Genomic DNA, 19,819 nt, shown 5'->3' with positions numbered 1-19,819 from the left:
CGCCGTGCCTCAGACCCCGCCGCGTTCAGACGCGGGCGAAGGGCGCGAGCGCCGCGCGGCCCGCCGCGACGGAGACGCCGACCATCGCCCCCAGCACGTTGGCGAACTGCGGCCCGCCGATCACGAACCCGCCCGCCGCGCCGACGACGGCGCCCAGGGCGGCGAAGGCGAGCACGTGCAGCGACTGGTTGCGCACCCGGCGCAGCAGCCAGCCGACGGCGAACGCGAGCGTCGGCCCCACCACGAGGAAGCCGATCGCCGCGAAGCCGCCCATGAGGAAGGCGAGGCGGCCCGGGGTCGCGTCGATGCCCGCTGCCGCGAGCTCGGCGTCGGGCGCTGCGGACAGCACCGTCCACACGAGCGCCATGAAGACGAGTGCGGCGACGAGGCAGCCGGCGACGACGGCGAGGAGCCCGAAGCTCACGGCCCAGGGCTCGCGCGGGCGCGTGATCCGGGGGTCGTCCATCATGGGCAGCACTCTAGGTGTGCGCCGCGGCCGCCCGGCCCGCGCGTCCGCGTCCCCGTCGGCCGTACCCGCCGGTCCGCATCCTGCTCGACGGTGACCCGTCCGCGTTCCCGTCGGTCGTATGCGCCGGTCCGCATCCCGGTCGACGGTGACCCGTCCGCGCTACGGTCGGCCGCACGCGCTCGTCCGCGCCCTCGTCGGCTGCACGCGCCCGTCCGTCCGTCGACCGCCCCTCTCGCCGACTCCGCTGGAGAATGGCCCCGTGACGCCACCCGAGACGCCCCGCCGCACCCCGTACCGCGTGATGACCGTGTGCACCGGCAACATCTGCCGGTCGCCGATGGCCGAGGTGGTGCTCCGTGCCCGTCTCGAGGAGGCCGGGCTGGGCGACGTCGTCGAGGTCGACTCCACGGGGACGAGCGACGAGGAGCACGGACGCCCGATCGACCCGCGCGCCCGCCGCGTCCTCGCTGCGCACGGCTACGACGTCCCGCAGCACCGCGCGCGCCAGGTGGACCCCGTCGACCTCGCGGCGCGCGACCTCGTGCTGCCGATGACCGCCACCCACGCCGCGACGTTGCGCCGGCTGGCCCGTGGCGACGCGGCGCTCGAGCGCCGCATCCGCATGTTCCGCAGCTTCGACCCTCAGGCGCCGACGGGCGGCCCCGAGCACCTGCTCGACGTCGACGACCCCTGGTACGGCGAGGAGTCCGGCTTCGAGGTCACGCTCGCCGAGGTGGAGGCGGCCGCCGACGGCATCCTCGCGCACGTGCGCGCGGCCCTCGACGAGCGCGCCGTCCCGGACGCGCCCGCGCCCCGCAGCGGCCGAGCATGACGCGCCCCGCGCCCCGCGGCGCACGGCCACCAACCTCGCCGTGGACCTGACGCCACCACGCGGAGCCGCCACCACGCGGAGCCGCCACGACGGGGAGCCGCCACGACGGGGAGCCGCCACGACGGGGAGCCGCCACGACGGGGAGCCGCCACGACGGGGAGCCGCCACCACGCGGAGCCGCCACCACGCGGAGCCGCCACCACGCGGAGCCGCCACGACGGGGAGCCGCCACGACCCGGACCCTTCCCGCCCGCCGCAGGGCACCATCCGGCTCCCGCGGTCGTTGTGCCGTGCGGACGTGTCCGCTGACCGAGGAGCTGCCATGAAGTGCCCCATCGACGGTGTCGACCTGGTGATGTCCGAGCGCCAGGGCGTCGAGATCGACTACTGCCCCACGTGCCGCGGCATCTGGCTCGACCGCGGCGAGCTCGACAAGATCCTCGACCGTGCCGCGGCCGAGGTCGTGCCGCCCTCGGCGGCGACGCTCGCCTCGCCGGCGGCCCCAGCCGCATACGGCCAGCCCGCCTACCCCGCGACGCCGCAGGACCACCCGGCCCAGCCGTACCCGACCGAGCCGTACCGCGGCTCGCACGACGGCTATCGGGACCGCGACCGGGACGACTACAGGGACCGCGACCGGGACGGCTACCGCGACGGGCGCGGCGGCTACGACCCGCGCCGTGACCCGCGCAACCAGCCGTACCGCAAGAAGAAGGAGTCCTGGCTCAGCGACATCCTCGACTTCGGCTGAGTCGTCGGCTCGGCGCCTGCGCCCCGCGTCGCTCCGGCGCCGGGACGCCGGATCCGCACGGGCCGGGGCCGCGGGGCAGGATGGCCCGATGAAGGTCTCGCGCCGTTCGCTCGTCCCGCCGTTCGCCGTGATGGAGGTCCTCGCCGCGGCCAACGCGCGCCGCGACGCCGGCGCGTCGATCGTCAACCTGTGCGCGGGGCAGCCGCTCCACGGCGCGTCGAGCGTGGTCCGCGAGCGGGCCGCGTCGCTCCTCGCGGCCGGCGACGTCGGGTACACCGAGGCGGTCGGCGTGCCGGCGCTGCGCCGGGCGATCGCGCAGCACTACGGCCGCTGGTACGACGTCGACGTCGACCCCGCGCGCGTCGCGGTCGCGACCGGGTCGTCGGGCGCGTTCATGCTCGCCTTCCTCGCGGCGTTCGACCCGGGTGACCGCGTGGCCGTCGCCCGCCCGGGGTACCCGGCGTACAAGAACATCCTGCGGTCGCTGGGCCTCGAGGTGGTCGAGCTCGCGTGCGGGCCGGAGACCCGGTACCAGCCGACCGTCGAGCAGCTCACGGCCGCCTACTACGACGGCGGGCTCGACGGCGTCGTCGTCGCGAGCCCCGCGAACCCGACGGGGACGATGCTCGGCGCCGCCGACCTCGCCGCGCTCGCGGACTGGTGCGCGGAGTACGACGTGCGCCTGATCAGCGACGAGATCTACCACGGCATCACCTACGACGGTGCGCAGGCCGCGACCGCCGCCGCGGCGACCGACGCGGGTGCCGTGGTCGTCTCGTCGTTCTCCAAGTACTGGGCGATGACCGGCTGGAGGCTCGGGTGGCTCGTGCTGCCGCCGGACCTCGTCGCGCCCGTCGACGCGCTCGCCGGGAACGTCGCGCTGTGCCCGCCGGGTCTCGCGCAGCACGCTGCGATCGCCGCGCTCACGCCCGAGGGCTACGCCGCCGCCGAGCTCGAGGTCGGCGTCTACGCGGCCTCGCGCGCACGCCTCCTCGCGCGCCTGCCGGAGCTCGGGTGGAGCAGGGTCGCCCCGCCCGACGGCGCCTTCTACCTCTACGGCGACGTGTCGGGCTCGGGCCTCGACTCGGTCACCTGGTGCGCACGCCTCCTCGACGAGGCGGGTGTCGCCCTCACCCCCGGGACCGACTTCGACGCGGTCGACGGCGACGGCTGGGTCCGCCTCGCCTTCGCCTCGCCGCCCGACGTCGTCGACGAGGCGATCGACCGCATCGTCGCCTGGCAGCGCGAGCACGGCCTCGTGCCCGTGGGCTGAGCCGCACCCTCGGCCAGCACGTGAACCCCGCCCGTGGGAGGACGGGAGGCCCGCCCGTGGCGGTGAATCGAGCGCCGGCGGGCCGTCGGGCCGGCGGGCCGAGGCACGGCGAGGTCAGGCGACGAGGTCAGGCGACGAGGTCAGGGGTCGTCGACCGCGCGCGGGGTCGCCACGGGACGACCGCGCGGGTCGCGGAAGGTGTATCTCGGCCGGCCGTCCGGCCCGGGTGGTCCCTGCTCCCGGGTGATGTCGAGGTCGCGTCGATGGACCTCGTGGTGGTGGAACGTGCACAGCAGCGCGCCGTTCTCGATCGACGTCGGCCCGTCGTCCCGGTCCCACCATCGGATGTGGTGGACCTCCGCCCACCGCGCCTCGGCGGCGCAGTCCGTCCAGACGCACCCACGGTCCCGCGCGATGACGGCCCTGCGTTGGGCTCCGGTGTAGGTCCGCCGCCCGCGGCCGATGTCGAGCGGCACCCCGTCGGCATCCATGACGATGCGCGTCAGCTCGCAGTCGCACAGCGCGCGCGCCACCTCGCTCAGCGGGACGGGCGTCCCGTCCTCGAGCGTCACCGGCGCCACGAGCGACGCTGCTGCGTCCTCGGACACGGCGCCCGTCGTCTCGATCTCGCGCAGGGCGCGGAGGCCCGCCCACGTCTCGGCGTCCATGAGGAAGGAGATGTGCGGGCGCACCGAGGCGCCGCTCCCCGTCTGCGGCATGGCGAGCACCTTCTCGGCCAGCACGTCGAGCGCGTCGGCGCGGCGCTGCTCCGACGTCCGCTCGTCGTCCTGCCCGGGCCGCGGCGACACGGCCTCGAGCGCGAGCCGGAGGCGGTGCCCGGCCATGCGGTCGACCAGGCCGCTGATCCGCGTCCCGTCGGACGCGTCGGCGAGGTGGAGGTACCGCGCTGCCCGCTGCGCCTGGTGCCCTCGCTCGTGCGCTCGGGGGTCGAGGCGCGAGACGAGCCGTGCGGCGGCCCGGCCGAACGCGCCGGCATCGACCCGACGCGCGACCGTGAGCAGCTCCGCCTGGTGGTCCTCCTGAGCGAGCGCCGCCCGCACCGGTGCCGGCGCGGCCGCGACCACGCGGCTCAACGTCTCCATGTGCTCGACCGGCAGGACGCCGTCCCGGACCGCCGCCCCCAGGCGCGGGAGCTGGGTCGCGGTCTCCGCCTGGCGGACCTGGGTCAGCACCGCTCGGGTCCCGGCCCGGGACGTGCGACCGCGCCACGCCTCGAACGTCGGGTCACCCGAGCCGCGCCAGGTCCCCGCCTCGCGCTCGGCCACCAGGACGTCGCCGCGGACCGCGGTGAGCGCCCCCATCGCGGCGTCGAGCGCGGCAAGGACTGAACGACGCTGCATCGGCGACCAGTCGGCCGCGTCACGGCCCGCCGCCCTGACGCGCGAGACGAGCGTCGCCACATCGGCGACGAGGTCCTCGGCGGCCACGCCGTCGGCCGCGATCGCGCCGACCGGCGCCTCGACCGCCGCCAGCACCGCCACCCGTGCACCCCCATCGTCAGACCCCATGACCCTTCGAACACCAGTTCGAATTCTACCCGGAACCGGGCAGACCGGACAAGGGCTCAGCAGGACGTGAACTGACGGATTCAGCGAGCACACGCGCGACGCGGGCCACGCCATCTCGAACGACGTTGGCAGCCCGCGTCATCGCCGAGGCCATCGACACCCGACCATCGCCCCGTTGCGCCCCCGCGCGGTCTACGCTGGCCCCACAACCGAACACGCTGCTCGAGCTGCGGTGGGAGAGCTCGCGGACCGCCTGTCCGCGACGCCGAAGGAGCAAGGCCCTCCCCGGGAATCTCTCAGGCCCACGTACCGCCGCAGCGAGGCAACTCTGGAAAGCGACCGCCGCACCATCGGGCGGTCCACCGACGGTGCACGCCGGCGGGCCGCACGGCTCGCAGGCCAAACTCTCAGGTCGGGGCGCGCGCCCTCGATGACAGAGCGGGGAGGCCCAGCCACCGCCCGGCTCGCCGGGCTCGTCCTCGGAGCCGCCAGCGTGACCCAGCCCACGCCTCAGCCGTCCACCCCCGCCGCCCGCGACTTCGCGGACCGCCACATCGGCCCCCGCGACGCCCACCTCGAGACGATGCTGGCCGCCGTCGGCGCCGCGACCCTCGACGCCCTGGTCGACGACGCCGTGCCGGCCGAGATCCGCATGTCCGGCTCGCTCGACCTGCCGCCGGCCCGCAGCGAGCACGAGGTGCTGCGCGACCTGCGCGCCCTCGCGGACCGCAACCACGTGCTCACGTCGATGATCGGCCAGGGCTACCACGGCACCGTCACGCCGCCCGTGATCCGCCGCAACGTGCTCGAGAACCCTGCCTGGTACACGGCGTACACGCCCTACCAGCCCGAGATCAGCCAGGGCCGGCTCGAGGCGCTGCTCAACTTCCAGACGGTCGTCAGCGACCTCACCGGGCTGCCGATCGCGGGCGCGTCCCTCCTCGACGAGGCCACGGCCGTGACCGAGGCCGTGCTGCTCATGCGCCGGGCGGTGAAGGGCCGGCCCGACGGCGCCGTCGTCGTCGACGCGGACACCCTGCCGCAGACGCTCGCCGTCGTGCGCGGCCGGGCGGAGGCCATCGGCCTGCCGCTCGTGGTCGCGGACCTGACGGACGGCCTGCCCGACGACGTCGCGGACGTGGTCGGCGTCGTCGTCCAGCAGCCTGGCGCGAGCGGCCGCGTCCGCGACCTGCGCCCGCTCGTCGAGCAGGCCCACGAACGCGGCGCCCTCGTCACGGTCGCGGCGGACCTCCTGGCGCTCACCCTCATCACGTCGCCCGGCGAGCTGGGCGCCGACGTCGCCGTCGGCTCGGCCCAGCGGTTCGGCGTCCCGATGTTCTACGGCGGCCCGCACGCCGCCTTCATCAGCGTCCGCAGCGGCCTCGAGCGCACCCTGCCGGGCCGCCTCGTCGGCGTGAGCACCGACGCCGACGGCGCCACGGCGTACCGCCTCGCGCTCCAGACGCGTGAGCAGCACATCCGCCGCGACAAGGCGACGAGCAACATCTGCACCGCCCAGGCGCTGCTCGCGGTCGTCGCGAGCATGTACGCGACGTACCACGGCCCCGACGGCCTGCGCCGGATCGCCGAGCAGGTCCACACCCGCGCGACCACCCTCGCGGCCGATCTCCGCGCGGCCGGCGTCGAGGTCGTCCACGACACCTTCTTCGACACGGTCCGCACCCACGTCCCCGCCCAGGCGCAGTCCATCCTCGCCGCGGCCCGCGCCCGAGGCATCAACCTGTGGAGCCCGGACGACGACACGATCCAGATCACGACGGACGAGCTCACGACCCCCGACCACCTCGCAGCCGTCCTCGCAGCCTTCACCGAGGTGCTGCCCGGGGGAGACGCGCCGAACCCCGCCGACGCCGAAGGTCAGCCGACGGCAGAGGTCGGGGCGGCGGCGGGAGTGGCGCAGCCCGTGGTGGGTCTGGCAGGCGCCGGCGACGAAGGAGCCGGCGCGGGAAGGGCAAGCGCTCCCGCCGCCGCCCCGACCGGACTCAGCCCCGAGCTCCGCAGGACGAGCCCCTACCTCGAGCACCCGACCTTCCACCGCTACCGCAGCGAGACGGCGATGATGCGCTACCTGCGCACGCTCGCCGACAAGGACCTCGCGCTCGACCGCACGATGATCCCGCTGGGCTCGTGCACCATGAAGCTCAACGCGGCCGTCGAGATGGAGCCCATCAGCTGGCCGGGCTTCGCCGAGCTGCACCCCCTCGCGCCCGCCGACCAGGCCGAGGGCTACGCGGTCCTCATCGGCGAGCTCGAGGAGTGGCTCGCCCGGATCACCGGCTACGCGGCCGCGAGCGTCCAGCCCAACGCGGGCTCGCAGGGCGAGCTCGCCGGCCTGCTCGCCATCCGCGCGTACCACCGCTCGCGCGGTGACGGCGGGCGCACGGTCTGCCTCATCCCCGCGAGCGCGCACGGCACGAACGCGGCGTCGGCCGTGCTCGCGGGCATGCGCGTCGTCGTCGTGAAGACGGCGGCCGACGGCGAGGTCGACCTCGGCGACCTGCGCATGAAGCTCGAGGAGCACGCCGACGACGTCGCGGCGATCATGATCACCTACCCGTCGACGCACGGCGTCTACGAGGCGCACGTGCGCGAGGTCTGCGACCTCGTGCACGCCGCGGGCGGTCAGGTCTACATCGACGGGGCCAACCTCAACGCGCTCGTCGGGCTCGCGCAGCCCGGTGACCTGGGCGGTGACGTCAGCCACCTCAACCTGCACAAGACCTTCTGCATCCCGCACGGCGGCGGGGGGCCGGGCGTCGGACCCGTCGCGGTCGCGAAGCACCTCGTGCCGTTCCTGCCCGGACGCGGCGCGACCCAGGTGTCGTCGGCGCCGCACGGCTCGGCGGGCATCCTGCCGATCTCGTGGGCGTACGTCGCGCTCATGGGCGCCGAGGGGCTGCGCCGCGCCACCGAGGTCGCCGTGCTCAGCGCGAACTACCTCGCCACGCGCCTGCGCGAGCACTTCCCGGTGCTCTTCACCGGCCCGGGCGGGCACGTCGCCCACGAGTGCATCCTCGACCTGCGCCCGATCACCGCGGCGACGGGCGTGACGGCGGAGGACGTCGCCAAGCGCCTCATGGACTACGGGTTCCACGCGCCCACGCTGTCGTTCCCCGTGCCCGGCACCCTCATGGTGGAGCCGACCGAGAGCGAGGACCTGGGCGAGCTCGACCGGTTCGTCGAGGCGATGGTCGCGATCCGCGGCGAGATCGCCGAGGTCGAGGCCGGCACGTGGAGCGCGGCCGAGTCGCCGCTGCGCGGTGCGCCGCACACCGCGGCGAGCGTGGTCTCCGACGCGTGGGACAAGCCCTACAGCCGCGAGACGGCGGCCTTCCCCGTGCCCCGGCTCCGCGCCGGCAAGTACTGGCCACCGGTGCGCCGCATCGACCAGGCTGCTGGTGACCGCAACCTGATCTGCTCGTGCCCGCCGATCGAGGAGTACGCATGACCGCCACCGACCCGGGTGCCGAGCCGCGAGCCGCTCGGCTCAACGAGTTCGGCACGCAGCCCGTGCCGCACGCCGACGACGCCGCCACCGACGGCGCACGTCGCGGTCCGCTCTTCGAGGAGCACGTCGCGCTCGGGGCCGCGATGACGCCCTTCGCGGGCTGGTCCATGCCCCTGCGGTACACGTCGGACCTCGCCGAGCACCGCGCGGTGCGGTCCGCCGCCGGGCTGTTCGACCTGTCCCACATGGGCGAGATCCGCGTCGCGGGCGCGGGTGCCGGGGCCGCGCTGGACCGCGCGCTAGTGGGCAACCTGTCCGGGCTCGCCGTCGGCCGCGCGCGGTACACGATGCTCTGCGCACCCGACGGCGGCGTCCTGGACGACCTCGTCGTCTACCGCACGCACGACGACGCCTGGCTCGTGGTCGCGAACGCGTCGAACGTCGACGTCGTCCTCAGCGAGCTGCGCGAGCGCTGCGCGGGCGCGGACGTCGAGGTCACCGACGAGTCCGAGGCCACGGCGCTCGTCGCCGTCCAGGGGCCGGCGGCCGAGGCGATCCTCGCCGAGCTCGTCCTGGACGCCGCCGAGCGGGCCGCCGTCGTGGGTCTGCGCTACTACGCGGCGACCGAGGCGGTCGTCGCGGGCGTCCCGGCGCTCGTCGCACGCACCGGCTACACGGGCGAGGACGGCTTCGAGCTGTTCGTCGACGCCGCGCACGCGCGGGCGCTCTGGCGCGCCGTCCTCGCGGTCGGCGAGCCGCAGGGCCTGGTCCCCGCCGGCCTGTCCGCGCGCGACAGCCTGCGGCTCGAGGCCGGCATGCCCCTGTACGGCAACGAGCTCGACCGCACGACGGCGCCGCACGACGCGGGCCTCGCGCGCGTGGTGAAGCTCGACAAGGTGGACCCCGAGGGCCGGCCGCTCGACTTCGTCGGCCGGGCACCGCTCGCCGCGCGCGCGGGGTCGCAGCCGTCGCGCGTCCTCGTCGGGCTCCAGGGCCTGTCCCGCCGGGCGGCCCGCCACGGCTACCCGGTGGTCACCGACCGCGGCGCCGTCGTCGGCCACGTGACGTCCGGCGCGCCGTCACCGACGCTCGGCCACCCGATCGCGATGGCGTACGTGACGCCCGAGGTCAGCGCCGTGGGCACCGAGCTCGCGGTCGACGTGCGCGGCCGGGCCGAGCCCGTGCGCGTCGTGGCCCTGCCCTTCTACCGTCGTCCCAGCAGCACCTGACCTGCGTTCGCCCGCTGCAGCGCCAGAACCGTCCCGAGGAGATCCCGTGAGCGCCATCCCGACCGAGCTGCAGTACACCGCCGAGCACGAGTGGGTGACCACGGGGGACCCGGCGACGATCGGCATCACGGCGAACGCCGCGGAGGCGCTCGGCGACGTCGTGTACCTCGAGCTCCCCGAGGTCGGCTCGCAGGTCACGGCCGGCTCGGTGTGCGGCGAGATCGAGTCCACCAAGTCGGTCTCCGAGATCTACTCGCCCGTCACGGGCACCGTGGTCGAGGTCAACGAGGACGCCGTCGGCGACCCGAGCCTCGTGAACTCCGACCCCTACGGGCAGGGCTGGCTGCTCCGGGTCGAGGTGGTCGCGACGGGCCCGCTGCTCAGCGCGCAGGAGTACGCCGAGCTCGTCGAGGGCTGACGCCCCGAGATCCGCGCACGACGTCGTCCGCGGGCACGAGGTCGGCTCCGGCGCGACGTCGGCTCCGGCGCGTCGTCGGTCCGAGCGACGTCGGGCCCGCGCGACGTCGGCTCCGGCCGGTCGGGGTCGTGCCCGCGCGCCTCCCGCAGCCCCGGGTTCTTCCCGCTGAGGTGTACTCCGTTCGGGTGAACGTCCCAGGACGGCGTTGTCGATCACTCGGCGCGCTGACCAGCGCAAACGCCCGGCGGCGACGCCCATATCGGGCTTCGGGAGCCACCCGCAACCGAAGAGCCGCGAAATCGGGGGTGAAAACCGCGTCATGGGGGGTGAAGTCCCCGCTCTCTCCAGGTGTACCCGCACAACCGGTGCTTCACCCCGAGCACCGCGCCCCTGGAGGTCAGCATGACGATCGAAGCGACCGACCTGCGCATGGTCCCGACCCAGCGCACCACGGAGCCCCTCACCCGCCGCGAGCGCGTGATCCTCTCCAACCTGGACGAGACCGTGACGCTCGAGGAGATCGCGACGAAGCTCTTCGTCACGCGCAACACGGTCAAGTCGCAGGTCCGCAGCGTCTACAAGAAGCTCGGCGTCTCGACGCGTGCCGACGCCGTCGCCTGCGCGCGTCAGATCGGCCTCCGCTGACGCCCACGCGTCTGCCGAGCCCCCCAGCACGGCGTCGCACGGCCTCCTGAGCCCCCGCGGGACCCCGGTGGTGGCCGGTCCGGTTCGGACCGGCCACCCGGCCCGGGTAATGTCGGGAGCTCCGGCCCGACGGGCCCAGCGAGGAGGCAGGTGGCAGTGGATCGTCCGGCCCGCCGACCTGCGGCCGACGAGCACTGGGCACCGGACCACCTGGTCCTGGACCGCAGGGTCCTCACCCACGCAGGCCGCCTCTTCGTCGAGCGCGACGCGGACGGCACGGTCCTGATGCACTCCCCGCTCGCCGGCATGGCCGCCGTCGAGCAGCGGTACCCCGCCTGGGCCCTCGGGCCGTTCGGGCGGATCGAGCCCGAGCACGAGCTCCCGTCCGGGCCAGGTGTGTTCGCCCTGGTCACGCACGGCACCGTCCGGTACGTCGGCTCCACGCCCGACGTCGCCCGGATGTTCGGTCAGCGCAACGGCCTCGGGGACGTCTCCCGCCGCGACGCGCAGAACCCCCGCCGCGAGGAGCGGTGCCGGCTCAACCGGCTGATCACGGCCGAGGCGCAGGCGGGCCGCACCGTCGACGTGTACCTCCTCGTGGCCGAGGCGTCCGGGCGCCTCACCCGCCTGGTCCGTCGCCCCGAGGACGACGTGCGCGAGATCGCCGCCCAGCTCGCGGAGGCCGCGCACGGCTCGTGGCACGTCCCGAGCTGAGACGCCCGACCCGCCCGGACCCGGCTGACGTGGTGACCGTCGGGCTGTCCCGCCGCCCGACCCTCGGGCCGTCTGGGAGACTTCACCCATGACGAGCCGCCAGCACCCCGTGCTCGTCGTGGCGGCCGCCCTCGTCGACGACCTCGACCGCCCCACCCGGCTGCTGTCCGCCCGCCGCAGCAAGCCGTTGTCGCTCGCCGGCCGGTGGGAGTTCCCAGGCGGCAAGGTCGACGCGGGCGAGACGCCGACCCAGGCGCTGCACCGCGAGATCAGCGAGGAGCTCGGGATCACGATCACGTTGGGCGGCGAGGTGCCCGGACCGCGTGACGGCGGCTGGTCGATCACCCACGGCTACGTGATGCGGCTCTGGGCGGCGACGGTCGAGGCCGGGGAGCCGCAGCCGCTCGTCGAGCACGACGAGCTCACCTGGTTGCCCGCCGGCGCGTGGCTGTCCGTGCCGTGGCTCGACCCGGACGTGCCGATCGTCGAGGCCCTCGTCGAGCGCGCGTCGGGGCCCGCCGGCCTGCGCTGAGCCGGCGCTGAGCGCGGCGACGCCTCAGCGGGTGAGGAGCCCTTGCAGCCGGTCGTAGCCGAGCGCCGGAACGGGAGGCATCGCCGAGGTGCGGGCGGCGCAGGCCGTCTCGACGGCCGCACCGAGCGCGTGACGGTAGAGGGCTGAGCCGGTGCTCACCCGCGCGACGCCGGCCTGTGCCAGGTCGGCGAGGTCGACGCCCGGTTGCCACAGGACGTTGAGCGGCAGGTCGACGGAGGCCGCGACCACCGCGACGTCGTGCGGGTCGGCCAGGCCGGGGACGAAGACGCCGTGCGCGCCGGCGTCGCGGTAGGCCAGGAGGCGCCGCACGGTCGCGTCGCGGCGGGTGGCCGGGTCGCCGATGCCGAGCCAGTGCACGTCCGTACGGGCGTTGACGAAGAGACTCGGTGCGGCGGCGACGACGGCGCGGATCACCCCGGCGTGCGCGGCCTCGTCCCGCAGCGCTGCTTCGCCGTCGCCGGACCGCCCGTCCTCGAGGTTGACGCCCGCGACGCCCAGCCCGGCCAGGTGTGCCGCGAGCTCGGCCACCTCGGCCGGGTCGTCGGCGTACCCGTCCTCGAGGTCGACGGTCACGGGCACGCGCAGGCGGTCGACGAGCGCCCCGGCGAGGGCGACGACGAGGTCCCGGCCGGCGCGCCGACCGTCGGGCAGCCCGGCGGCGGCGGTGACGCCCAGGCTCGTCGTGCCGACCGCCGCGAAGCCCGCGTCCGCGAGGACCAGCCCGGACGCGACGTCCCAGGCGTTGGGCAGGAGCAGCGGGTCGCCGGGGCGGTGGAGAGCCGCGAACGCAGCCGCGACGGCGGACCTCACCGCGGACGCGCGCGGTGGCCCGCCGATCCTGGTCCGCGAGGACGTCGTCGTGGCGGTGCTCGTCGGGCGCGGTGCACGGTCGGCGGCCATGCTCCATCGTCCGGTGCGGACCGTACGGTCGGGGCCGTACGGTCGTGGAGCCGGCCGTGACGGTCGGCGGATCGGGCGGACGCGAGGAGGTGACGCCGTGCTGACCGCCGAGTCCGTCGCGCGCTTCGTCGCCGTGCTCGCCGACCGCAGCCGGGTCGCGATGTGCCTCGCCCTGCTCGACGACCGCGCGTGGACGGCCGGAGAGCTCGCGCGGCACGTCGGCATCGCCCCGTCCACCGCGAGCGAGCACCTCGACCTGCTGGTCGGTGCGCGGATCCTCGCCGACGTGCGGCAGGGGCGCCACCGCTACGTCCGGCTGGCCGACCCGGCCATGGCAAGCCTCGTCGAGGACCTCGCCGCGACCGCGGGCGTGCCGCAGCGGCCGACGTCGTCCCGTACCGTGCGCGCCGGGCACCGGCTCGCCGCCGCGCGCACCTGCTACGACCACCTCGCCGGGAGGCTCGGGGTCGGGCTGTTCGACGCGATGGTCGGGCGCGGGCTGCTCTCGGTGACCGACGGGCTGGCGCTCACGGACGACGGCGCCGCGTGGTTCGGCGACCTCTGCGGGGACGGCTGGCGGCCGAGCGGCACGCGCGTCGCGCTGCGCACGTGCCTCGACTGGACCGAGAGGCGCAGCCATCTGGGCGGTGCGCTCGCCGCGACGTTGCGCGCGGAGCTCGTGCGTCGCGCCTGGGTGGTGTCGTCCGGCACGGACCGCTCGGTCACGGTCACGCCCGCCGGCGCGCGCGGTCTGAGCGAGGTGCTGGACCTCGGGTCGGCGGTGCTCGACGTCCGGTGAGCCGCAGGGTCCCCGCGGACGACCCGCGCGGTGGGCGCCTAGCACCCGACGGCCTACGCCGGCGGCGCGTAGCGTGCGGCGATCGCGGCGGCGCGGTCGTGGAGCGCGGTGCGCAGCGACAGCGGCTCCAGGGCCTCCGCGTGCGGACCGAGCCGCCACAGCGCCCACTCGGCGTGCCGTGAGTCCTGGAACGTGATCTCGAGCTGCTGCCAGCCACCCACCTCGGGCTCGTCGGCGCGGACCGCGAGCGCGGTGCCCACGAGCTCGTCGCGACGTGCCGGGTCGACGCGGACCCGTGCGGTGACCTGCTCCCCGCCGCGCAGGAACTGCGCGCAGCGTTCCCGCCAGAGCCGGTCGAGGTCGACGCGTTCCGGCCGCTGCGCCGGTTCGCCGAGCGCCTCGGCGGCCCGCACGCGCGCCAGCCGGTAGGTGCGGTCCGCCCCGGACCTCGTCGCGAGCAGGTAGCCGCGGCCGCGCACGGTGACGAGGCCGATCGGGTCGACGATGCGCCGGCGCGGCGTCTCGCCGGTGGCCGCGTAGTCGATCCGCAACCTGCGCCCGCCGAGCACGGCGCGCCGGACCTCGGTCGCGACTGCCGGGTCGACGTCCTCCTCGACCGCAGGCCGCTGCGAGACCAGGTCCACCTCCGGCTCGACGAGCAGCCGCCGCGCCGCGTCGGTCGCCGTCGTCCGATGGGCCTCGGGGAGCGCGTCGACCACCTTGCGCATCGCCGAGGCGAGCGCGGGCCCCAGCCCGAGGACGTGCTCGCTGCGCGCCGCCCCGGTGACCAGCAGCGCGAGCGCCTCGTCGTGGTTGACCCCGGTCAGCTCCGTCGCGAAGCCGGGCAGCAGCTCGAAGCCCCCGTGCCGGCCCCGCTCGGCGTACACGGGGACGCCCGCCGTCGAGAGCGCCTCGATGTCACGCAGCACGGTGCGCGGACTGACCTCGAGCTCCCGGGCCAGGGCCGTGGCGGTGAGCCGCCCGTGCCGCCGCAGCAGCAGGACCAGCGAGACCAACCGATCGGCACGCATGCGGAGACTCTACGGAATACATGACCGGGGATGTCGTGATTCGTCGAGAGGCTCGAACCCTCACTCACGACGCACCGGACGGAGCTCAGATGGACGTGCAGATGGACGTGCAGCGCACTGCGATCAACCCCGTGACCTGGTCGACAGGGCTGGGGTTCAACCAGGGGGAGCTGGTCTCCGGGCACACCCGGACCCTCTACTGCTCCGGGCAGACGGCGACCGGCGGCGACGGGGCGCCTCAGCACGAGGGCGACATGGCCGCGCAGCTCGCGCTGAGCCTCGACAACGTCGAGGCCGTCCTCGCGGGGGCGGGCATGACGCTGAGCGACGTCGTCCGGCTCGCCGTCTACGCGACGGACGTCGACCTCCTGCTCGAGCACTACGGCGTGCTGGCGTCGCGGTTGGGTGCCGCAGGGGTGGCGCCGACCACCACGATGCTGGGCGTCACACGGCTGGCGATCCCGGGCCAGATGGTCGAGCTCGAGGCGACTGCGATCGCGTGATGCCGTGGCCGTCGGTCAGGGCCCGCCGATCGGGCTCGTCGACGCCGAGACCCCGGGGCAGGGTGACCACATGGACCTTCTCGCCGCTGCGGTGCTCGACGACGACCGGTTCCGCGTCCCCGAGTCGCCTGCCGCGCCGACCGGCGTCGCGTGGCTGCGCGGGTCCGTCCCGCGGTTCGCGGAGGGGGAGCGTCACCAGAGGCTGCGGTCGCTGGTCGAGGAGGTCGTCGCCGACCTGGAGCTCGGCCTGGACCTGAGCCCCGGTGCGAGTCCCGGTGCGAGTGCGAGTGCGAGTGCGAGTGCGAGTGCGAGTGCGGGTGCCAGCCGCGGTGCGCCCGCGGGGGCGAGCCCCGACGGGACCACCGACCTGCGGCGGGCTGGGGGTGGCGACCCGACGCTCCGGCTCCTGTCGCTGCTCGGCCTCGAGGCGGGCTGTGCGGCCGACGTCGCGCTGGTCGCCGGTGCCTACCAGCCGCACGCGCCGCAGAGCCGCGAGGCGGATGCGGCGGCCGACCGCCTCGTCGTCGCGCTGGGCCCGCGCGACGAGCGGACCGCCGCCGTCCTGTGCGTGCTGGTCCAGGCGCACGCCGCGACGGCAGCGCTGGTCGACGCCCGCCGCGCCGGGCGCGGCGGACCGCCCGTGCCGACCACCCGACGCCTCGGACCCGACGGCGTCGAGGTCGAGGTGGACCTCACCGGCGCACCGTTCGGTCGCGGACGGCACGCGTGTCCCGGCCGCGCCGTCGCGCTCGCACTCACGGCCGCGGCGCTCGCGGAGCCACGGGGGGACGACGTCCGCCACGACTGACGTGCGCGGTGCAGGGCAGGTCGCCGAACCCGGCGGTGCCCGTCCTTGGCGACCGACCGCAGCCGGCGGGTTACCGTGGGCCATGGTCAAGGACCCGATCCGCAGGCACGAGGACGCCGTCGGGGCCGAGGCCGTGCGGCGCAGCACGGGCCGCGGGCGGGACGAGTGGTTCACGGTGCTGGACGAGGTCGGCGCCACCGGCTGGCGGCATCCCGCCATCGCGGCGTGGCTCGTCGACCACGGCGTCGACGGCTGGTGGGCGCAGTCGATCACCGTCGGCTACGAGCAGGCGCGTGGCATGCGTGAGCCGGGGCAGCGGCCCGACGGCCGGTTCGAGGCGAGCGCGACCCGCACCCTCCCGGTGCCGACCGACGTGACGCTGTCGTGGCTCACCGACCCCGAGCTGCGCGCCCGCTGGCTCGACGTCGTCCCCGAGGTGCGCAGCACGCGTGCGGTGAAGTCCGTCCGCTGGTCCTGGCCCGACGGCGCCCGGGTGACGCTCCACGTGCTCCCGGCGCCCGGGGACCGCACGCGCCTGTCCGTGCAGCACAGCGCGGCCGACGGCGACGCGATCGCGCCGCTCAAGGAGGAGTGGTCCGGCAGGTTCGACCGCCTGCAGGCTGCGATCACCGAACCTTCCTGAGCGGCTGCGGTCCCTCGAACGGCTGCGGTCCCTCGAACGGCTGCCGGTCCCTCGGGGGGCTGCCGGTCCCTCGGGGGGCTACCGGTCCCTCGACGACAGCACGCAGAACTCGTTGCCGTCGGGGTCCGCGAGCACCTCCCAGGTCGCGTCGTCGCCCTGACCGACGTCGATCCGTCGCGCGCCGAGCGCGACGAGCCGCGCGATCTCCGCCTCCCGCTCCTGCGACGTGTGCGGTGCGAGGTCGAGGTGCAGCCGGTTCTTGCCCGACTTGGCATGCTCGACCGGCACGAAGACGAGCCCGGGTGGCACCTGGACGAACTCGAGCGTCGGCCCGAGCTGCTCGGCCCACGGCGGGATGAGGACGACCTCGTCGTCCGTGGCCACGGCGGTGTCCCACCCGAGCGCCTCGGCCCACCAGGCCGCCAGCGCACGGTGGTCCTGGGCCTCGACGACGACGGAGTACCAGCGCAGCGGTGCCATGAGCGGTGTCCTCTCGGTCGTGGCCGTCCGTGCTCAGTCCGTCGTGGTGGGGCGCGCCTCGGCGGGGCGGACGTCGGGTGGGCGCACCTCGGCGGGACGGCCTCGCGAGGCGCCGCGTCGGCCGAGCCGGCGTGGTCGCGCGGGCTCGTCGTCGTCCGTGGTCCCGCGCCACTCCTTGACCACCGCCCACGCCACCGCGGCGATCGGCACCGACAGCAGCGCCCCGACGATGCCGGCGATGATCGTGCCCGCCGTCAGCGCGAGCAGGATCGCGAGCGGGTGCAGCGCGAGCGCCTTGCCGATGACGACGGGCGCGAGCAGGTCGCCCTCGAGCTGGTTCACCGCGACGACGACGGCGAGCACGATGAGCGCCGTGACCGGGCCGTTCGCGACGAGCGCGACGAGGATCGCGAGCACGCCGGCGAGCGTCGCCCCGATGAGCGGGATGAACGCGCCGAGGAAGACGATCGTCGCGAGCGGCAGGGCGAGCGGGACGCCGAGGATGACGAGCGCGACCCCGATGACGACGGCGTCGACGAGCGCGACGATCGCGGTGCCCCGCACGTACCCGCCGAGGACGGCGACCGACCGGTCGCCGATGCGCCACGCACGCTCCTGGTGCGCCGGGCCGAGCGGCTGCACGAAGAACGCGTAGATCTTCCGCCCGTCCTTGAGCAGGAAGAACAGCACGACGACGCCCAGCAGCAGCCCGGCGACCACCTCGATCGCGGCGCTCGCGCCCGCGACGGCGCCGCTCTGGACGGCCTCGCTGCCCAGCAGCTCGCGCGCCTGGTCGCGCGCGGCGCTGATCTGCGCCTCGTCGATCGCGATCGGACCCTCGGCGAGGTACGTCTGCAGCTCGTCGAGCCCGGCCTCGGCCGAGTCACGCAGCTCGTCCCACTCGTTGCGGATGCCGCGGCCGACGAGCCACAGCACGAGGCCGAGCGTCCCGAGCCCGGTGAGCAGCGCCGCCCACGTGGCGAGCGCCGCGGGGAGCCCGCGGTTGCGGAGGAACCGCACGACCGGGCTCACCGCGGCCGCGATGATCGCCGCGATGAGCACGGGGATGACGACGAGCTTGAGCTGCCTCAGCGCGAGGACGGCGCACGCGACGAGCGCGAGCACGAGCAGCAGCTGGGCGCTGCGCACCGCGACCCGGCCGAGGCTGTCGGTCCAGAGGGATGAGGTCGGGCGGCGGGCATCCATGCGTCGACACTAAGGACGCCGTGCGGGGACCGCGCGCCGGGGCTCAGCCGGCGACGACCGGGCACCCCGCGAGGTGGTCGTCGACGAGGCCGCAGGCCTGCATCGCCGCGTAGGCGGTGGTCGGGCCGACGAAGCGGAAACCCGCGCCCTTGAGCGAGCGAGCGAGCGCGACGGACTCGGGCGTCGTCGCGGGGACCTCGTCGAACCGCGTCGCCCGCGGCTGCCGGACGCGGACGTCGGGCGCGTGGGACCACACCAGCTCGGTGAGCGTGCGGCCCGCGTCGTGCAGCGCGACGACCGCGCGGGCGTTGCCGATCGTCGCCTCGATCTTGGCGCGGTTGCGCACGATGCCCGCGTCCGCGAGCAGGCGCGCGACGTCGTCGTCACCGTAGCCCGCGACGACCTCGGGGTCGAAGCCCGCGAACGCCGTGCGGAAGGCCGGGCGCTTGCGCAGGATCGTGATCCACGCGAGCCCCGACTGGAAGGCCTCGAGGCAGAACCGTTCGAGGAGCTCCGTGTCGCCGCGGACCGGCACGCCCCACTCGGTGTCGTGGTACTCCTCGTAGAGCGGGTCGCCGTCTCCGAAGCACCTCATGCGTCGTCGTCCTCCTCGTGTCCCGCGGCCGCCTGCGCGGCGGCCGCGCGTGCCATCAGCTGGTCGATGCCGTCCAGCATGAAGGCCAGCCCGGGACCGAACGCGAGCTCGTCCCCAGGTCCGTCGTCGTCCACAGGGTCGTCGTCGAAGCCGCCCGCCTCGAGCGCCTCGGCGATGGCGGGATGGGTCTGCGGGGTCGTGAGCTGCCGCAGCAGCGAGCCGTAGTCGAGCAGCGCCGGGTGCGCGACCTCGGGGCCGTCCGGCGACCCGCCCTCGGCGAGCGCGGCGGCGCGGCGGCGCTGCCGCGCCACCTCGGCGATGACGAGGCCCTCGCTCTGGACCTGGAGCGCGAGCGCCCCGACGACCTGGGTGCGCTCGGCGGGCGGCAGCGGGCTGTCCGCGAGCGCCGCCATGCCGCGCTCGAGCCACGCGAGCTGGTTCGGCCCGAGCCGCGGGGCGGCCGGCAGGTCCGTGAGCCACGGGTGCGCGTGCATCATCGCCAGCTGGTCGGCGCACCACTGCTCGAGCCGGTCCCGCAGCGGGACAGCACGCTCCGGGCCGGTGGGCACCGGACCGATCGCGACGTCGTACATGAGCGCGAGGAGGTCGTCCTTCCCGGGGACGTAGCGGTACAGCGCCATCGTCGTGACGCCGAGCGACTCGGCGACCCGCGCCATCGACACCGCGCCCACACCCTCGGCGTCGGCGATCGCGACGCCGGCCGCGGCGATGCCGTCGAGGGTCAGGCCGGGCCGTGGTCCGCGGCGCGACGCCGCGGGGCGCGGCCACAGCAGCTGCAGGTCGGGGGGCAGGGGAGCCTCCGCTGAGGCCGGCTGCGCCGGCCCTGCCACCGACGTGGCCGGCTCCGGGACGAGCCCGGCCCGCTCCGCCGTCTGCCGTGCCTTGGCGATCTGCCGCGCGGCGCGCTGCTGGGCGAGCGTCGCCTCGCGCGCCGCCTTCTCGGCCTCCCGC

The 19,819-nt window shown here is 75.4% G+C and carries 21 protein-coding genes and 1 riboswitch; of the genes, 13 read left to right on the top strand and 8 right to left on the bottom strand.

Annotated elements, in window-relative coordinates; all coding sequences use genetic code 11:
- Positions 1-25: 25 nt before the first annotated feature.
- Positions 26-469, bottom strand: coding sequence for a hypothetical protein (locus ICW40_RS10010; RefSeq protein ID WP_221653677.1), 444 nt, complete (start codon positions 467-469; stop codon positions 26-28).
- Positions 470-770: 301 nt separating this feature from the next.
- On the opposite strand from ICW40_RS10010, the gene ICW40_RS10005 reads away from it, so the two are divergent.
- From ICW40_RS10005 to ICW40_RS09995, 3 genes are all read left to right on the top strand, one after another.
- The gene (locus tag ICW40_RS10005) at positions 771-1,301 is read left to right on the top strand and encodes a low molecular weight protein-tyrosine-phosphatase (protein WP_221653710.1); all 531 of its coding nucleotides are present in this window, start codon (positions 771-773) and stop codon (positions 1,299-1,301) included.
- Between the two features lie 322 nt (positions 1,302-1,623).
- Positions 1,624-2,052 (top strand): TFIIB-type zinc ribbon-containing protein, encoded by a 429-nt coding sequence (locus ICW40_RS10000; protein WP_221653676.1) that lies wholly within the window; start codon positions 1,624-1,626, stop codon positions 2,050-2,052.
- 88 nt (positions 2,053-2,140) lie between these two features.
- A complete protein-coding gene (locus ICW40_RS09995; protein ID WP_221653675.1) occupies positions 2,141-3,325 on the top strand; it encodes a pyridoxal phosphate-dependent aminotransferase in 1,185 nt (394 codons plus the stop codon).
- Positions 3,326-3,465: 140 nt separating this feature from the next.
- On the opposite strand, the gene ICW40_RS09990 is transcribed toward ICW40_RS09995, so the two are convergent.
- Positions 3,466-4,827, bottom strand: a complete 1,362-nt coding sequence (locus ICW40_RS09990; RefSeq protein ID WP_221653674.1) for an HNH endonuclease signature motif containing protein — start codon at positions 4,825-4,827, stop codon at positions 3,466-3,468.
- 250 nt (positions 4,828-5,077) lie between these two features.
- Positions 5,078-5,176, top strand: a riboswitch (glycine riboswitch).
- A 108-nt stretch (positions 5,177-5,284) separates the two neighbouring features.
- Here ICW40_RS09990 and ICW40_RS09985 point away from each other — a divergent pair.
- The 6 genes from ICW40_RS09985 to ICW40_RS09960 all read left to right on the top strand — a co-directional run bounded on the left by ICW40_RS09985 (position 5,285) and on the right by ICW40_RS09960 (position 11,861).
- Positions 5,285-8,323 (top strand): beta-eliminating lyase-related protein, encoded by a 3,039-nt coding sequence (locus tag ICW40_RS09985; RefSeq protein ID WP_221653673.1) that lies wholly within the window; start codon positions 5,285-5,287, stop codon positions 8,321-8,323.
- Complete coding sequence (gcvT, locus tag ICW40_RS09980) at positions 8,320-9,552, top strand: glycine cleavage system aminomethyltransferase GcvT (RefSeq protein WP_221653672.1); 1,233 nt, start codon at positions 8,320-8,322, stop codon at positions 9,550-9,552. Before ICW40_RS09985 ends, gcvT begins: the two co-directional genes overlap by 4 nt.
- A gap of 46 nt (positions 9,553-9,598) precedes the next feature.
- Complete coding sequence (gene gcvH, locus ICW40_RS09975; protein ID WP_221653671.1) at positions 9,599-9,970, top strand: glycine cleavage system protein GcvH; 372 nt, start codon at positions 9,599-9,601, stop codon at positions 9,968-9,970.
- A 402-nt stretch (positions 9,971-10,372) separates the two neighbouring features.
- Positions 10,373-10,615 (top strand): LuxR C-terminal-related transcriptional regulator, encoded by a 243-nt coding sequence (locus ICW40_RS09970; RefSeq protein ID WP_260459043.1) that lies wholly within the window; start codon positions 10,373-10,375, stop codon positions 10,613-10,615.
- 150 nt (positions 10,616-10,765) lie between these two features.
- The gene (locus ICW40_RS09965) at positions 10,766-11,329 is read left to right on the top strand and encodes a hypothetical protein (RefSeq protein ID WP_221653670.1); all 564 of its coding nucleotides are present in this window, start codon (positions 10,766-10,768) and stop codon (positions 11,327-11,329) included.
- Between the two features lie 88 nt (positions 11,330-11,417).
- Positions 11,418-11,861, top strand: coding sequence for a (deoxy)nucleoside triphosphate pyrophosphohydrolase (locus ICW40_RS09960; RefSeq protein WP_221653669.1), 444 nt, complete (start codon positions 11,418-11,420; stop codon positions 11,859-11,861).
- A gap of 24 nt (positions 11,862-11,885) precedes the next feature.
- On the opposite strand, the gene ICW40_RS09955 is transcribed toward ICW40_RS09960, so the two are convergent.
- The gene (locus tag ICW40_RS09955) at positions 11,886-12,782 is read right to left on the bottom strand and encodes an isocitrate lyase/PEP mutase family protein (protein WP_221653668.1); all 897 of its coding nucleotides are present in this window, start codon (positions 12,780-12,782) and stop codon (positions 11,886-11,888) included.
- A gap of 97 nt (positions 12,783-12,879) precedes the next feature.
- Here ICW40_RS09955 and ICW40_RS09950 point away from each other — a divergent pair, with 97 nt between their 5' ends.
- On the top strand, positions 12,880-13,581 hold the full coding sequence (locus ICW40_RS09950; protein WP_221653667.1) for an ArsR/SmtB family transcription factor: 702 nt from the start codon (positions 12,880-12,882) through the stop codon (positions 13,579-13,581).
- 53 nt (positions 13,582-13,634) lie between these two features.
- On the opposite strand, the gene ICW40_RS09945 is transcribed toward ICW40_RS09950, so the two are convergent.
- Entirely contained in the window at positions 13,635-14,612 is a 978-nt protein-coding gene (locus tag ICW40_RS09945) for a helix-turn-helix transcriptional regulator (protein WP_221653666.1), read from the bottom strand.
- A 107-nt stretch (positions 14,613-14,719) separates the two neighbouring features.
- Here ICW40_RS09945 and ICW40_RS09940 point away from each other — a divergent pair, with 107 nt between their 5' ends.
- The 3 genes from ICW40_RS09940 to ICW40_RS09930 all read left to right on the top strand — a co-directional run bounded on the left by ICW40_RS09940 (position 14,720) and on the right by ICW40_RS09930 (position 16,566).
- On the top strand, positions 14,720-15,115 hold the full coding sequence (locus tag ICW40_RS09940; protein WP_221653708.1) for a RidA family protein: 396 nt from the start codon (positions 14,720-14,722) through the stop codon (positions 15,113-15,115).
- A gap of 4 nt (positions 15,116-15,119) precedes the next feature.
- Positions 15,120-15,923 (top strand): hypothetical protein, encoded by an 804-nt coding sequence (locus ICW40_RS09935; RefSeq protein WP_221653665.1) that lies wholly within the window; start codon positions 15,120-15,122, stop codon positions 15,921-15,923.
- A gap of 82 nt (positions 15,924-16,005) precedes the next feature.
- Complete coding sequence (locus ICW40_RS09930) at positions 16,006-16,566, top strand: hypothetical protein (protein WP_221653664.1); 561 nt, start codon at positions 16,006-16,008, stop codon at positions 16,564-16,566.
- A gap of 78 nt (positions 16,567-16,644) precedes the next feature.
- On the opposite strand, the gene ICW40_RS09925 is transcribed toward ICW40_RS09930, so the two are convergent.
- The 4 genes from ICW40_RS09925 to ICW40_RS09910 all read right to left on the bottom strand — a co-directional run.
- On the bottom strand, positions 16,645-17,046 hold the full coding sequence (locus ICW40_RS09925; RefSeq protein ID WP_221653663.1) for a VOC family protein: 402 nt from the start codon (positions 17,044-17,046) through the stop codon (positions 16,645-16,647).
- A 33-nt stretch (positions 17,047-17,079) separates the two neighbouring features.
- A complete protein-coding gene (locus tag ICW40_RS09920) occupies positions 17,080-18,252 on the bottom strand; it encodes an AI-2E family transporter (protein ID WP_221653662.1) in 1,173 nt (390 codons plus the stop codon).
- Positions 18,253-18,295: 43 nt separating this feature from the next.
- Positions 18,296-18,847 carry a DNA-3-methyladenine glycosylase I gene (locus ICW40_RS09915; protein ID WP_221653661.1) on the bottom strand — a complete coding sequence of 184 codons (552 nt, stop codon included), beginning with the start codon at positions 18,845-18,847 and terminating at the stop codon, positions 18,296-18,298.
- Positions 18,844-19,819: TetR/AcrR family transcriptional regulator (locus ICW40_RS09910; protein ID WP_221653660.1), on the bottom strand; the 976-nt coding region annotated here is incomplete at its 5' end. The genes ICW40_RS09915 and ICW40_RS09910, both read right to left, overlap by 4 nt.

The organism is Actinotalea ferrariae (assembly GCF_019733465.1).
In the GTDB taxonomy this organism is placed as follows: Bacteria; Actinomycetota; Actinomycetes; order Actinomycetales; family Cellulomonadaceae; genus Actinotalea; species Actinotalea ferrariae_A.
Note: the sequence above shows the minus strand (reverse complement) of the source record. Positions and strands in the feature narration are given on the sequence as shown.

Coding starts and splice junctions, on each gene's coding strand:
- gcvT (WP_221653672.1), top strand. CDS start 8,320: ATGACCGCCACCGACCCGGGTGCCGAGCCGCGAGCCGCTCGGCTCAAC.
- ICW40_RS10010 (WP_221653677.1), bottom strand. CDS start 469: ATGATGGACGACCCCCGGATCACGCGCCCGCGCGAGCCCTGGGCCGTG.
- ICW40_RS09985 (WP_221653673.1), top strand. CDS start 5,285: ATGACAGAGCGGGGAGGCCCAGCCACCGCCCGGCTCGCCGGGCTCGTC.
- ICW40_RS09930 (WP_221653664.1), top strand. CDS start 16,006: ATGGTCAAGGACCCGATCCGCAGGCACGAGGACGCCGTCGGGGCCGAG.
- ICW40_RS09920 (WP_221653662.1), bottom strand. CDS start 18,252: ATGGATGCCCGCCGCCCGACCTCATCCCTCTGGACCGACAGCCTCGGC.
- ICW40_RS09945 (WP_221653666.1), bottom strand. CDS start 14,612: ATGCGTGCCGATCGGTTGGTCTCGCTGGTCCTGCTGCTGCGGCGGCAC.
- ICW40_RS10000 (WP_221653676.1), top strand. CDS start 1,624: ATGAAGTGCCCCATCGACGGTGTCGACCTGGTGATGTCCGAGCGCCAG.
- ICW40_RS09915 (WP_221653661.1), bottom strand. CDS start 18,847: ATGAGGTGCTTCGGAGACGGCGACCCGCTCTACGAGGAGTACCACGAC.
- ICW40_RS09925 (WP_221653663.1), bottom strand. CDS start 17,046: ATGGCACCGCTGCGCTGGTACTCCGTCGTCGTCGAGGCCCAGGACCAC.
- ICW40_RS09960 (WP_221653669.1), top strand. CDS start 11,418: ATGACGAGCCGCCAGCACCCCGTGCTCGTCGTGGCGGCCGCCCTCGTC.
- ICW40_RS09995 (WP_221653675.1), top strand. CDS start 2,141: ATGAAGGTCTCGCGCCGTTCGCTCGTCCCGCCGTTCGCCGTGATGGAG.
- ICW40_RS09955 (WP_221653668.1), bottom strand. CDS start 12,782: ATGGCCGCCGACCGTGCACCGCGCCCGACGAGCACCGCCACGACGACG.
- ICW40_RS10005 (WP_221653710.1), top strand. CDS start 771: ATGACCGTGTGCACCGGCAACATCTGCCGGTCGCCGATGGCCGAGGTG.
- ICW40_RS09970 (WP_260459043.1), top strand. CDS start 10,373: ATGACGATCGAAGCGACCGACCTGCGCATGGTCCCGACCCAGCGCACC.